Source organism: Kribbella jiaozuonensis (genome assembly GCF_005233875.1).
Taxonomy (GTDB): Bacteria; Actinomycetota; Actinomycetes; order Propionibacteriales; family Kribbellaceae; genus Kribbella; species Kribbella jiaozuonensis.
Window position 1 is genome coordinate 869,761 of sequence record NZ_SZPZ01000004.1, and the last position, 13,185, is coordinate 882,945.

The 13,185-nt window shown below is 69.0% G+C and carries 14 protein-coding genes; 3 read left to right on the forward strand and 11 right to left on the reverse strand.

Features of this window, described 5'->3' with window-relative positions:
• Positions 1–51 precede the first annotated feature (51 nt).
• Positions 52–1,041: an ArsR/SmtB family transcription factor gene (locus FDA38_RS30125; RefSeq protein WP_137257486.1), complete on the forward strand. Its 990-nt coding sequence runs from the start codon at positions 52–54 to the stop codon at positions 1,039–1,041.
• Positions 1,042–1,044: 3 nt separating this feature from the next.
• Here FDA38_RS30125 and FDA38_RS30130 read toward each other — a convergent pair whose 3' ends face one another.
• The 3 genes from FDA38_RS30130 to FDA38_RS30140 all read right to left on the reverse strand — a co-directional run bounded on the left by FDA38_RS30130 (position 1,045) and on the right by FDA38_RS30140 (position 5,679).
• The gene (locus FDA38_RS30130) at positions 1,045–3,072 is read right to left on the reverse strand and encodes a primosomal protein N' (protein WP_137257487.1); all 2,028 of its coding nucleotides are present in this window, start codon (positions 3,070–3,072) and stop codon (positions 1,045–1,047) included.
• Between the two features lie 114 nt (positions 3,073–3,186).
• Positions 3,187–4,380 carry a methionine adenosyltransferase gene (gene metK / locus FDA38_RS30135; RefSeq protein ID WP_137257488.1) on the reverse strand — a complete coding sequence of 398 codons (1,194 nt, stop codon included), beginning with the start codon at positions 4,378–4,380 and terminating at the stop codon, positions 3,187–3,189.
• A gap of 186 nt (positions 4,381–4,566) precedes the next feature.
• Complete coding sequence (locus tag FDA38_RS30140; protein ID WP_233715003.1) at positions 4,567–5,679, reverse strand: winged helix DNA-binding domain-containing protein; 1,113 nt, start codon at positions 5,677–5,679, stop codon at positions 4,567–4,569.
• A 95-nt stretch (positions 5,680–5,774) separates the two neighbouring features.
• Between FDA38_RS30140 and FDA38_RS30145 the strand changes: the two genes are divergently transcribed.
• A complete protein-coding gene (locus FDA38_RS30145; protein WP_137257490.1) occupies positions 5,775–6,668 on the forward strand; it encodes a GNAT family N-acetyltransferase in 894 nt (297 codons plus the stop codon).
• Here FDA38_RS30145 and coaBC read toward each other — a convergent pair.
• The 7 genes from coaBC to FDA38_RS30180 all read right to left on the reverse strand — a co-directional run bounded on the left by coaBC (position 6,665) and on the right by FDA38_RS30180 (position 11,315).
• The gene (coaBC, locus tag FDA38_RS30150) at positions 6,665–7,963 is read right to left on the reverse strand and encodes a bifunctional phosphopantothenoylcysteine decarboxylase/phosphopantothenate--cysteine ligase CoaBC (protein WP_233715004.1); all 1,299 of its coding nucleotides are present in this window, start codon (positions 7,961–7,963) and stop codon (positions 6,665–6,667) included. The genes FDA38_RS30145 and coaBC overlap by 4 nt on opposite strands.
• A gap of 36 nt (positions 7,964–7,999) precedes the next feature.
• Positions 8,000–8,302, reverse strand: a complete 303-nt coding sequence (gene rpoZ / locus FDA38_RS30155; protein ID WP_130388473.1) for a DNA-directed RNA polymerase subunit omega — start codon at positions 8,300–8,302, stop codon at positions 8,000–8,002.
• A gap of 2 nt (positions 8,303–8,304) precedes the next feature.
• On the reverse strand, positions 8,305–8,892 hold the full coding sequence (gene gmk, locus FDA38_RS30160; protein ID WP_202877944.1) for a guanylate kinase: 588 nt from the start codon (positions 8,890–8,892) through the stop codon (positions 8,305–8,307).
• Positions 8,893–8,992: 100 nt separating this feature from the next.
• A complete protein-coding gene (mihF, locus tag FDA38_RS30165; protein WP_130449575.1) occupies positions 8,993–9,307 on the reverse strand; it encodes an integration host factor, actinobacterial type in 315 nt (104 codons plus the stop codon).
• A gap of 116 nt (positions 9,308–9,423) precedes the next feature.
• Positions 9,424–9,798, reverse strand: a complete 375-nt coding sequence (locus tag FDA38_RS30170) for a hypothetical protein (protein WP_233715005.1) — start codon at positions 9,796–9,798, stop codon at positions 9,424–9,426.
• 152 nt (positions 9,799–9,950) lie between these two features.
• Positions 9,951–10,334, reverse strand: a complete 384-nt coding sequence (locus FDA38_RS30175; RefSeq protein WP_233715006.1) for a hypothetical protein — start codon at positions 10,332–10,334, stop codon at positions 9,951–9,953.
• A gap of 81 nt (positions 10,335–10,415) precedes the next feature.
• A complete protein-coding gene (locus FDA38_RS30180; protein WP_233715007.1) occupies positions 10,416–11,315 on the reverse strand; it encodes an EamA family transporter in 900 nt (299 codons plus the stop codon).
• 69 nt (positions 11,316–11,384) lie between these two features.
• Between FDA38_RS30180 and FDA38_RS30185 the strand changes: the two genes are divergently transcribed.
• On the forward strand, positions 11,385–12,245 hold the full coding sequence (locus FDA38_RS30185; RefSeq protein WP_137257492.1) for a LysR family transcriptional regulator: 861 nt from the start codon (positions 11,385–11,387) through the stop codon (positions 12,243–12,245).
• Here the strand turns inward: FDA38_RS30185 and FDA38_RS30190 are convergent.
• Positions 12,224–13,177 (reverse strand): DUF4037 domain-containing protein, encoded by a 954-nt coding sequence (locus tag FDA38_RS30190; RefSeq protein ID WP_137257493.1) that lies wholly within the window; start codon positions 13,175–13,177, stop codon positions 12,224–12,226. The genes FDA38_RS30185 and FDA38_RS30190 overlap by 22 nt on opposite strands.
• Positions 13,178–13,185 lie beyond the last annotated feature (8 nt).

The following is a 13,185-nucleotide window of genomic DNA, read 5'->3' on the forward strand; positions in this document are numbered from 1 at the left end:
GGGCGGCGCGAGGTGTTGTCGATGATTAGGGTGAGGACTAATCTTCGCCGGGTGATCACGATCAGGCTGAACGCCGAGGACGTCGGGCGGATCCGGTTCGCGCTGTCGCCGGTCTGGGAGGCGATGACGAGTGTGCGGGCGTTGAGCAACAACACCGCGCAGAGCGTGCACGGTCCGTGGCTGCAGAAGGTCCGGCCGACGATCGCGGGTGACGACCTGACGTTGCTCAGGGCCCTCATTCCGCCGTACGGCTATATCCCGGACTTCATGACACCGGCGCCGCCGCGGCGGTCGACGAGTTTCGAGTCCGGTCTGGCCGCGATCGCCGCGACGCCGCACGAGATCGTGGCGGACGAGATCGGGAAGCTGCACCACGACATCCCGCATCCCCTGCTGCCTGAGCTGATCGCGAATCCGGCGAAGGCGCTGGAGCTGATCACGTCGGCGCTGGAGACGTACTGGCGCCGCGCGATCGAGCCGGAGTGGCGGCGGATGCGGTCGCTGCTGCAGGAGGACCTGGCGTTCCGGTTGGACGAACTGGCGAGCGGCGGAATCGAGCGGCTGTTCCGCAACCTGCATCCGTCGATCTGCTACCGCGGCGACCGCGTCGAGATCGACCGCCCGTACACCTGCGACGGCGAACCGATGGCCGGCCAGGGCCTGCTCCTCGTACCGTGTGTGTTCACCTGGCCCGCCGGGCTGGCCGTGACCGGCGCGCCCCACGTCCCCACGATCACCTACCCACCCCGCGGCCTCGGACGCCTATGGGAGGACCGCCAGGACACCACAGACTCACCCCTCGCAGACCTGGTCGGCCGCACCCGAGCCGCGATCGTCAGCCACCTGGACCTCCCGATGTCCACCACCCACCTGGCCCACCAGCTAGGCGTCTCAGCCCCGACCTTGAGCGTCCACCTGAGCATCCTCCGCAACGCCGGCGTAGTCGACTCCCGCCGCGACGGCCGCACCGTCCTCTACCACCGCACTCCCCTGGGCCACCAACTCCTGTCCGCCGCAACTCCGCTGGCATCCTCCGCCTGACCCTCAGCCGAAGCTGGGTGGGTCTATCTGGATTCGGACTGTGCCGGGGTTTTTCTTGGTGGTGCGGGCTGATTGGGATTCTTTGAGGGAGCGGACGAGGGTGGGGCCGTGTTGGCGGGGGGTGCGGACCACGGCTCGGACGGTTTCTTCGTCGAGGTCCACCGGGCCTAGGACTTCCAGGCCCGCGGATGGTGGGACGAGGTCGCGGAGGCGGGTGATCAGGTCGTTGACCGACTCCGAGGGGCCGGTGAGTTCGGCGAGTTTGGCGGCGGGGGCGAGGCGGGCGGTACGGCGTTCCTCGATCTCGCGGGTGGCGTAGCCCTCGGGGCTCCAGCGGACGATCGCCTGCAGCGGAAGGGCGGACGGGTCGCCGACGAGGATCACGGTGCCGCCGTCGGCGGCCGATCGGACCAGGGCGGCCGCGTTGAACCATCGGCGTACCGCTTCTTCAGGGGCACGGAGATCCTGGCGGGCGAGCATCAACCACGTGTCGAGCAGGACGGCCGCGGCGTACCCGCCCTCAGCGACCGGCTCAGCTCCGGGTGTGCTGACGATCAGCGCCGGCGCGTCGGACACAACGTCGAGCATGTTGTCGCCGCCCGACGTACGCACCACCACCCCGGGGAACGCGCGCCCCAGCTCCTCCGCCGTACGGCGGGCGCCGATGATCGCCGCCCGCATCCGGGTGTCGCCGCACTCCGGGCACCGGTGATCGACCGCCGGCCGCCCGCACACACTGCAGCTCGCCGGCCCGGATCCTCCGGTACGACGCAACGTCCCGCCGCAGGTCGAACACCGCGACGGCGCACGGCACGTCTGACACACGAGGCTCGGCAAGTACCCGGCCCGTGGAACCTGCACCAGCACCGGCCCCGACCGCAGCCCGTCGCGCGCGATCTCGAACACCCGGTGCGGCAACCGCGCCGCCCGCGCGCTCGGATCCCGCGCCAGCTCGACATCCGACTCCCCCGCGATGTGCACCGACGGCGCCGCCGCGCGGATCACCTTCCGGTCCGCGATCAGCTCATGTGCGAACCCGGACTCGATCAACGCCGCCGCCTCCGCCGAGCGTGCGAATCCACCGAGCAGGGCCGCGCAGTTCTGCCGGAACGCCCGCAACAGCAGGACTTCACGCGCATGCGGGTACGGCGCGCGCGGCTCGGCGTACGACTCGTCGCCGTCGTCCCACATCGCCACCAACCCGAGCTCCGCCACCGGCGCGAAGGCTGCCGCGCGAGTCCCGATCACCACCCGGGCGCAGCCGCGGAGCGCCGCGAGGAAGGCCCGATAACGTGCCGTCGGGCCGAGGTCGGCCGAGAGCGTGACGAAGCCGTCCTCGCCGAGGACCGCTCGACAGGCCGCGGCCAACCGCTCGAGGTCGCGCGCGTCGGGGGCAAGCAGGAGAGCGCCCCGACCGGACGCGGCACAAACGGCCGCGGCCTGGGCGAACGCCAACGCCCAATCAGCCCCCGGTACGGCGGTCCAGACGGCCCGCGGCGCCTCGCCTCGCGCGATCGCATCGAGAAAGCCGACCGGGTACGGCGACCACTCGGACCGCGAGGTCGACACCGGCGGACGCGGCGGCTGATCGCAGCGCAGCGGCTCGCCCTCGACCTTCGCATGCCGCGGCGGGACGGCCAGCCGGGTGACATCCGCGAGCACCCCGGCGTACCGATCGGCGACCGCACGACACAGGTCCGCGATCTCCGGCGTCAGCACCCGCTCGGGTGAGACCACCTTGCGGAGCCGCATCAGCTTGCCGTCGTGATCCGACTCGGCAAGTCGCTCCAGCACGAACCCGTCCAGGTCCTTACCGGCGAACCGAACCTTCACCCGGGCGCCCGGCTGCGCCGCCTCGGCCATGTCCTCCGGGACGAGATAGTCGAACGGCCGGTCCAGATGCGGGAGGGAGACATCGACCGCGATCCGCGCCACCGGCAACGTCCCGGTGATCTCGGCCGGCTCTTTGGTCCGGGATTTGCGCACGGTGTCCCGCAGCAGCGTGAGTTGCTCCGGCGAGTCCGATGTCACCGGGAAACTGTAGTCGGCCGCGACGACTCTCCGTCGGAGGTCGACCGCCGGCCTGTGGACAAGCGGCGGCCCGGCCGCCGTGACCGGCAGCCGGGCCGTGCGCGAACGCGGCTACTACTTGTTGACCGCTGCCTTCAGAGCTTCGACTCGGTCGGTGCGCTCCCAGGTGAAGTCCTCACCGGTCCGGCCGAAGTGGCCGTTGCGGGCGGTCTGGGCGTAGATCGGCCGGAGCAGCTCCAGGTCGCGGATGATCGCGGCCGGCCGCAGGTCGAAGACCTCACGGGCAGCGTCGGCGATCTTGCTCACCGGCACCTTCTCGGTCCCGAACGTGTCGACGTAGAAGCCGACCGGCGCCGCCTTGCCGATCGCGTACGCGACCTGGCACTCGACCCGGTCCGCGAGCCCCGCGGCGACGATGTTCTTCGCCACCCAGCGCATTGCGTACGCCGCCGAACGGTCCACCTTGGACGGGTCCTTGCCGGAGAACGCGCCACCACCGTGCCGCGCCATCCCGCCGTACGTGTCGATGATGATCTTCCGCCCGGTCAGCCCGGCGTCGCCCATCGGGCCGCCGATCTCGAACCGGCCGGTCGGGTTCACCAGCAGCTTGTAGTCGGTCGAGTCGATGTCGAACTGCTCGAGCACCGGGTCGACGACGTGCTTCTTGATGTCCGGGGTCAGCATCGAGTCCAGGTTGATGTCCGCCGCGTGCTGGCTGGACACCACCACGGTGTCGATCCGGATCGCCTTGTCACCGTCGTACTCGACCGTGACCTGGGTCTTGCCGTCCGGCCGCAGGTACGCCAGCGTGCCGTTCTTGCGGACCTCGGACAGCCGCTCGGACAGCCGGTGCGCGATCGTGATCGGCAGCGGCATCAACTCCGGCGTCTCGTTGGACGCGTAGCCGAACATCAGTCCCTGGTCGCCTGCCCCCTGCAGGTCCAGGACGTCCACGGACGCGTCCGAGCGCGTCTCGTACGCCGTGTCGACACCCTGCGCGATGTCCGGCGACTGGCTGCCGATGGCGACCTGCACCCCACAGGACGCACCGTCGAAGCCCTTCAAGGACGAGTCGTAGCCGATCTCCAGGATGCGCGATCGCACGATCCCGGGAATGTCGACGTACGCCGTCGTGGTGACCTCGCCGGCGACGACGACCAGACCCGTGGTGATCAGGGTCTCGACCGCCACGCGGCTCTTCGGGTCCTCGGCCAGCAACGCGTCGAGGATGGAGTCGCTGATCTGGTCAGCGATCTTGTCCGGGTGACCTTCGGTCACGGACTCGGACGTGAATAGGCGCCTCGCCACAGTTCTCCCTCGGATTCCTCTCGTGCCGCACGACTGTTCCCCACAGTCGCACGGTCCCCCCATGCACCGACGGTTGGCGATGCATCTTGGGCAGTATGCCAGCAGTTTCCACCGGAATCCCGGTAACGCTCCGGATTCATCCAGCATACGGGATTGGTGATCACATTCTGGACCGAAGGATGGATTTCAGGCGTGCGCGCCGACCGTGATGTCGCCGAGTGTGAGCGACGGCGCACCACCGAGGATGGCTCCCAACCGGTCCACCTCGGCGTCCAGCAGCTTGCGGCGGCGACGGTTCAGCGGGGTGAGCGCCTCGACGGTGACCTGCAGTGTCCGGCCCGACTTCTTCTGGTGCCAGACGCCCGCGACGATGCCGTCGACGAGCAGCAGCGGACAGTTGCCGGCCTGCCCGCGAGCGGTCGCCCGGTCGAAGGCCTTGCCGGGGAAGAGCAGCTCCCTCGGGTAGCTGCCGACGCCGTACGCATCGAAGTACGGCAGCAACCGCACACCCTCGGCGCGGTCGTCCGGGAAGTCACCGTCGCCGGGGGCATACCAAACCGTATGGTCTGCCAGCTCTGCGCGCGGCAGGTCGTCGAAGTACGGCCTCACGAAGGACGGCGTGGTTTTGAGCCAGCGGGCGAACTGCTGTGGGGTCGCGGGGCCGTAGGAGTAGAGGTAGCGATGCAGGAGTTCGGTGAGGGCCTTCTCCGCGGGCATCGGCTCGAACGGGCGGAGGCGGTGCGGGTTCGCGTACGTCATCAGCCGGCCGCGCATCGGCCCGTGGCAGAGCACGCCCGCGTTCGCCGCCTCCGAGGTCGCCTGCCGCCATCGCGCCCACGCGCCCTGGAAGGCTGGGATCGTCGGCTCCCGGGCCCAGGCGCCGGTCCGCCGTACGACCTCTTCGGTCAGCTCGTCGACGGTCAGGTCGTCGTGTGCGAGCGCATCGCCGATGGCAACGATGACCTGGTCGATCTCGTCCGGGGACATCCTGATCGGATCCGGTTGGCCGCCGACCGACGGCAGGGCCGACAACGCACCGGTCCACATCGGCAGGTCGTCGAGCGGCAGCAGATGTACGGTCCCCCGCGGCCCGAACGTCTTCACCAGCTCCTCGTCCTGCTGGATCGTCTGCCGGGTCGCGCCGGCGACGCGGATCGCGACCGACATCTCTCCCGCCGTCGCGATCTGCGCATGCGCGCCGCACATCGCCCGTACGGCGTCGACCGGCGTACCGAACGGCTCGATCAGACCGTGCCGGCGCATCCGCCGGGCAACGACCGCTTCCCAGGTGATCTCCATACCCACGACCCTAGGCACCGAAGCGGACAACTCCTGACCTCTATGCGCCATCAAATCCCGAGCCGTTTCCGGTGAGTTGCGGCAAGCTGGCGCCCATGACCACGACTATCCGGACGGCGACCACCGACGCCGACTACGAAGCCTGGCGAGCGGTGCGGATCGCGGTACTGCCGTACGAGCGCTGCCCCACCGTCGCCGAGATGCGCGATCTCGATCGCCCCGGCCGGCTGCTGGTGCTGGCGGAGGTCGACGGTGAGGTGGTCGGCAGCGGACTCGCGGACCGTTCGGGCGACGGTGAGCGGGCGTCGCTGATGCCACGCGTCCATCCGGACTTCCGTCGGCGCGGCGTAGGCACCGCCCTGCTCAAGGTGCTAGCCGACCATGGCGTCACTCAGGGGTACGACACAGCGGGGATCAGTGTCGACGACGAAGAGGCCCAGCTCTTCGCCGAGCGGTTCGGCTTCAAGGAAGCGAATCGGGAGGTCGAACAAGTGCGGCAGATCGGCGACGAGCCGTGGCCGACGCCGCCGACGGAGTACGAGATCGTCTCGATCGCCGAACGCCCGGAGCTGTGGACGGCGGCCTACGACCAGGTCGCGGTGCCGACCATCCCGGACATGGATCACTCGGTCGCGCTGAAGGTCTCGGCCGAGGAGTGGGAGAAGGAATGGATCAACGACCCGGCCGCGATGTTCGTGGCGGTCGCCGGTGATCAGGTGATCGGTGTGGCGGGGCTCAAGCTCGACTCCGATCGCCCGGAGCGTGCGGAGGTCGGGTACACCGCCGTACGCCGGGAGTGGCGCGGCAAGTCGGTCGCGTCGACCCTCAAACGGACCAGCATGGCGTGGGCCGCCGACCACGGCATCACCGAGATCTACACCTGGACGCAGCGCGGCAACGAGTCGATGCGCCGCCTGAACGAACACCTCGGCTTCACCTACGGCATCGTCAGCCTCACGATGCGGGCACCGCTGCCGCTGCCGGACTAGACCCAGTGGGTGGCGACCAGGTTCCAGATCACGCCGGCCAGCGCATCCTTGCTGCCGGACGGGACCGGTAGGGCGTTCCCTTCGCGGTCGAGGATGACGGCTTCGTTGACGTCGCTGCCGAAGACCTTGCCGCCGGAGACGTCGTTGATGACCAGTAGGTCGCAGCCCTTGCGCTCGAGCTTGGCCCGGCCGAGCTCCAGCACGGTGTGGTCGGCGTCGCCGGTCTCCGCGGCGAAGCCGACGATCACCTGGCCGGCGCGGGCACGGTCGTGCGAGATGGTGTGCAGGATGTCCGGGTTCTGCACCAGGTTGACGGCGGGTACGGCGCCGTCCGCGGTCTTCTTGATCTTGTGCTCGACCACGTCCAGCGGCCGGAAGTCGGCGACGGCCGCGGCCATCACGATCGCGTCGGCATCGGCGGCGCGGCCGGTGATCTCGTCGTACAGATCGCGCGCCGAGACGACCGGGACCACCTGCACGCCGGCCGGGTCGGGCAGCTCGGAGTTGGCCGCGACCAGCGTGACCTTGGCGCCGCGGGCGGCGGCGATCCGGGCGAGCGCATAGCCCTGCTTGCCGGACGACGAGTTGCCGAGGAACCGGACCGGGTCGAGGTGTTCCCGCGTGCCGCCCGCGCTGACCAGCACGTGCTTGCCGGTCAGGTCGGCGACCGACTGCCCGGCGGCGCGGGCGGCCTCGTCGGCGAGCATCAGCTGGCTGATCGCGAAGATCTCCGACGGCTCCGGGAGCCGTCCGCGGCCGGTGTCGGCGCCGGTCAGCCGGCCGACCGCCGGCTCGAGGACCGTGATCCCGCGGGACCGCAGGGTCGCGACATTCGCCTGGGTTGCCGGGTGTTCCCACATCTCCGTGTGCATCGCGGCCGCGAACAGGATCGGGCAGCGCGCGGTGAGCAGGGTGTTCGTCAGCAGGTCGTCGGCCAGCCCGTGGGCGGCCTTGGCGATCAGATTTGCGGTCGCGGGCGCGACGACGACCAGCTCGGCGGCCTTGCCGATCCGGACGTGCGGCACTTCCTCGACGTGATCGAACGGGTCGGCCGTCACCGGCTGCCCGGACAGGGCTGCCCAGGTCGCGGCGCCGACGAACTCCAGCGCGGCCGCCGTCGGCACCACCCGCACGCTGTGCCCGGACTCGGTCAGCCGCCGGAGCAGATCGCAGACCTTGTACGCCGCGATGCCGCCGCCGACGCCCAGCACCACGTTCGGCTTGTGCTTGGGAACGACAGAGGCCCCCGGGACGGCTGTGGTCCCAGGGGTTTGCACTTCACCGGATCCGGACATCAGCTGACCCCGTTCCCGGTCGTCATTGCGAGTGGGTTACTCGGACTTCTCCGCGGCAGCGGCTTCCGCCTCGGCCTCGGGGTCGATGTCGGTGCAGGTCAGCACGCCCTCGTTGATCTCGCGCATGGCGATCGAGAGCGGCTTCTCCTGGACGTGCGTCTCGACCAGCGGTCCGACGTACTCCAGCAGGCCCTCGCCGAGCTGTGAGTAGTAGGCGTTGATCTGCCGCGCGCGCTTGGCCGAGTACAGCACCAGCTTGTACTTCGAGTCGGTGCGGGTGAGCAGGTCGTCGATCGGCGGCGAGGTGATGCCGATGGCGACGGGCTGGTTGCCAGACAAAGTCAGCTCTTTCCAGAGATGGAGGGTGATCGAATCAACTTTACCAACTGATCGGCAGCCTCCCGAACCGAGGCGTTCACGATCGTCACGTCGAACTCCTTCTCGGCCGCCAGTTCCAGTACGGCGGTCTCGAGCCGGCGCTCGCGCTCTTCCTTGGTCTCGGTGCCCCGGCCGACCAGGCGGCGTACCAGCTCGTCCCACGTCGGGGGCGCCAGGAACACGAACTGTGCCTCCGGCATCGTCTCGCGGACCTGACGGGCGCCCTGCAGGTCGATCTCCAGCAGGGCCGGCCGGCCCGCGGCGAGTTTGTCGAGGACAGGCTGCTTCGGAGTCCCGTAGCGGGCCGCCTTGTGCACGACCGCCCACTCCAGCAGCTCACCGTCCGCGATCATCCGGTCGAACTCCGTGTCGGAGACGAACAGGTAGTGCACGCCGTGCACCTCGTTCGGCCGGGGTTTGCGGGTGGTCGCCGAGACCGAGATCCAGATGTCGGGGTACCGCTCGCGGATCTCCGCCGCGACCGTCCCCTTCCCCACGGCAGTGGGCCCGGCCAGCACGGTCAACCGCGCCGGGCCGGGAGCAGCGGCCATCGGCTCGTTCGCAACATTGTCAGGGTGCGTGGTCATCGTCACACCAGTGTCCAACGAGCCGGGATGGATTTCGGTCTGGCTCACACTGAATCACCCAGTGTCACTCGGCGAATTCGCGCTCGAGCGCGGCGATCTGGTTGGAGCCGAGGCCGCGCACCCGCCGCGTCTCCGAGATCCCCGCCCGCTCCATGATCTGCTGGGCGCGGACCTTGCCGACGCCAGGGATGCACTGCAGCAGTTGGCTCACCCGCATCTTGCCGATGACCTCGTTCGTCTGCCCCTCGTGGAGCACCTCCGTCGGAGACGCTCCCGAGTGCCGGATCCGGTTCTTGATCTCGGCTCGTTCACGCCGCGCCGCCGCGGCCTTGTCCAGGGCAGCCGCACGCTGCTCCGGGGTCAAAGAAGGAAGTGGCACCGTTTCACCTGTCCCGTTGTATGGCTTCGCAAGGGAACCTAACACGGGTCCAGCCCGCGATCAGGGCGTGGTTGCCTGAGTCGCGGATGAGCGCGCGGATTGGAACGATCAGTTGATCAATTCAGCGCCGGGAGGTCGACCTTGCAGCTGTCCTTGGCCTGGCTGCTGATGTTCTTGTACGCCGTCATCACCGCGCCGGTCTCCTTGCTCAGCTTGGCGAGCTCGACCCGGTCCGAACCGGCCTTCTTGGCCTTCTCCGCGAACGTCACGACGACACCCCAGTCGTCCTTGACGTCCTTGGGTGCGGACTCCTGGAGCTTCTTCGCCTCGTCCAGGATCTTCACGTAGTCGACCGGCTTCTGCGGATCGACGTCGACGGCCTTCGCGGCGTACTTGGCGAGGTCGACGCAGTACGCCTGCTCGTCGGTGCAGGCGGTCAGCAGACCTGCGGTGGCAGTCACAGTCGCAACGATGGCGAGAACACGCTTCACGGCTTCATCCTCGGGGGTCGGGAGGTCGTGTGCGACCGACGCTACCGGGAGTCACCAAACGATCGGAAACGAATACGTTCCGCTGTCGATCCCAGCGCTCCGTGGCGCCGGCGGGACGGCGATGCGACGCCGCCCGGCCGGCACCGCGGGCGTCAGTTGGCGTTACCCGCGCCCGGGAGGTCGATCTTGCAGCTGTCCTTGGCCTGCTTGGTGATCGCCGTCATGGCGGGCGTGATCTTGTCACCGTCGCTCTTGGCGAGCTCGACCAGCTTGTTCGTGTCGCCCTTCGCGTCCTGCGCCTTCTCGGCGTAGTCGATGACGGTCTTCCAGTCGTCCTTCAGGTCGTCCGGCGCCGACTTCGACACCTTCTTGGCCTGGTCCAGCATCTTGCCGACCGCGTCGGCGTTCTTGATGTCGAGGTCCTTCGAGGAGTCGACGTAGCCCTTGAGGTTGTCACAGTAGTTGCCACCCGAGCATGCCGTCAGGGTGCCAACACTCATCGTCACAACGGCCGCGAGGGCTGCCAGCTTCCGCATCCTGTTCCTTCACTGAGTCGCGCGGGAAGACCGTGGCTCCCCGTCCGCCGACACCTTTCCGAACGCCGGGGTCACCGCGAGCTACGGCACGCCGTGAACAAGATCGCACGGCTCGACTGGAACCGGGTTGTGATGTGCCGCGTCGTCGCGGCCGCCGAACGAGATCGCGACCGCGTTCGCCCCGACGATCACCAGGATCGCTGCCCAGTCGAGGATCGCCAGCCTCTGATGGAGAACCACCAGGCCGACCATTGCCGCGAGCACCGGATTCACACTCATGAAGACGCCGAAGAACTGCGCAGGCACCCGCCGCAACGTCAATAGATCAACGAGGAACGGTATGGCGGACGACAACACGCCGGCCACCAGCGCGTACGACGCGGCCGCGAGCGTCGCCGGATGGTGCAGCAGGACGACCACGCCGACCGGTACATAGGCGAGTCCGGACAACCCGGCCGCAGCCGCCGAACCCGTTGCCCCCGGCAACTCTCGGCCGACCTTGCGGTTGAGGAGGATGTAGAAGGCCCAGCACATCGCGGCAAGCAGGCCGAGCCCGATCCCCAGGTAGTCGGTTGTCGCCTGCGGCCTGGCCAGCAGCACCACCGCCGGCGCGGCTACCAGCGCGCACACGAGGTCGAGCAAACGCCGCGAGCCCAGCAACGCAACCGCTAGCGGGCCTAAGAACTCGAGGGTGACCGCCAGGCCCAGGCCGACCCGGTCGATGGCGGTGTAGAGGGACAGGTTCATGACCGCGAAGACCATCGCCAGGCCGACCACCGGGCGCCATTGGCGGGCGGTGATGGACCGCAGGCGCGGGCGGCCGACGGCGAGCAGGACGATCGCGGCGACCCACTGCCGGATCGCCACCACACCCGCCGGACCGATCACGGGGAACGCGAGCGCGGCCACCGACGCACCGACCTGCGTCGACAGCCCGCTCCCGAGCATCATCGCCACTCCGACCAACCGTTCTCGCCTCACACTGACGAGAGTCGTCCTGTCAGCGCCCGCCACAAAATGCGAGCGAGCGGCGATCTATACGCTGGAGTCATGGATCTCGAGCTGCGGCACCTGCGCTGCCTGGTCGCGATCGTCGACGACGGGACGTTCACCGACGCGGCGATCGAGCTCGGGATCTCCCAGGCCGCGGTGTCACGGAGCCTGCTGGCTCTCGAGCAGCGGCTCGGCGTACGCCTGCTGCACCGGACCAGCCGGTCGATCACGCCGACGACCGCGGGCATCCAGGTGCTGGCGCGCGCTCGGCAGGTGCTGGCCGAGGTCGAGGTGCTGGTGAGTGAGGCGACGAGCGGCCACACCCGGCTCCGGGTCGGGCATGCGTGGTCGGCGTTCGGGCGACATACGACGGAGTTCCAGCGCCGCTGGGCTGCCGCGCACCCCGAGATCGAGCTGCAGCTGATCCGCACGAACACCGGCACCGGCGGCCTGACCGAGGGTCTGTGCGATCTGGCCGTGATCCGGACGCACCTCGACCTGAGCAGGTTCGGGCACGTGCTGCTGACCCAGGAGCCGCGGTACGCCGTCCTGCCCGCCGACGACGCGCTGGCCCGCAAACGATCGCTCACGCTCGCGCAGATCGCCGACCGGACGATCGTGATCGACCGCCGTACCGGGAGCACCACGATCGACCTCTGGCCGGAGGACGCGCGACCGCGGATCGAGCTGACCCACGACGTCGACGACTGGCTCGCCGCGATCGCGTCCGGCCGCTGCGTCGGCGTGACGCCGCAGGCCACGACCACGCAGTACCGGCGGGACGGTGTCGTCTACCGCCCGCTACGTGACGCGCCGCCGGTCGACGTACACCTGATCTGGCACCGCGAGGACCCACATCCAGCCACCCAGGCGGCCGTCGGGCTCCTCACCACGCTCTACAAGGAATCCACCGCCTGACGGCGATCCCGGGCCTTCCACAGCAGGTTGCGAATCTCGTCGATTCCACCAACCGGCCACCGCTCGGCGACCTGCCGTACCTCGGGATCCCGGATGCCGTCCCACAGAGCGCCGATGAAGTCACCCCACACGACCTTGAACGGCCGGCCGACCAGATGCTCGACCCCGAGCTCGACCGGCTCGGTGATGCCGAGCCGGTTGTGCAACTCCCCCACAGCCCGGTACGCCGCTCCGAGCGCCTCCTCACGCTCCTGCCAGCTCGACGTCTGCAGCACGGTACGCAGCAGCGGCCCGATCGACGGACCGCACGACAACCGGCTGAACGCAGTACCGAACCACTTCGAGTACGGCGCGTACTGCCGCTCGAGCAGGAAGCACAACCGCATCAGGTTCCACACGAGCTGCGAACCGATCACCGCCGAGCCGAGCTCGTCACCGACGTACCCCGAACGCCCGACCAGGTTCATCTCCGGATGCACGCGCCACCAGGCGGTGATCATCAGGTACCGCCAGACGTCGTCCGGGTAGTACGCCAACCGGTCGCGCACGGCCTGCAGACCGAGGTCGTCGTGGAACACGCCACCCGTCGTCATCTGCAGCAGGATCGACTCAGGGAAGGTCAGCCAGTCCCGGATCGTCAACTCGGCGTCGGGGTCGAAGGTCAGTTGGTCCAGGAAGTACCTGCGGATCGTGTGGACCTCGACCAGTGCCGTCCGTCCCTCGAAGGTCTGCGGGACCTGCAGGTGGAGGTCCACGCCTTCAGGTACGAACACCAGCGCGCGGGCCTCGCAGTTGTGGTCGGTCGACATCTCGTCGTCGTACCCGAGCACCTCCGAGCCGCGTCCCAGTAGCGCGGCGCTGTGCGGCAGGTCGATGGCCTGCCGCACCACGTCGTCGTAGAACCGCCTGCACAACTCCAGCCCTGCACCCATCCGAGGAG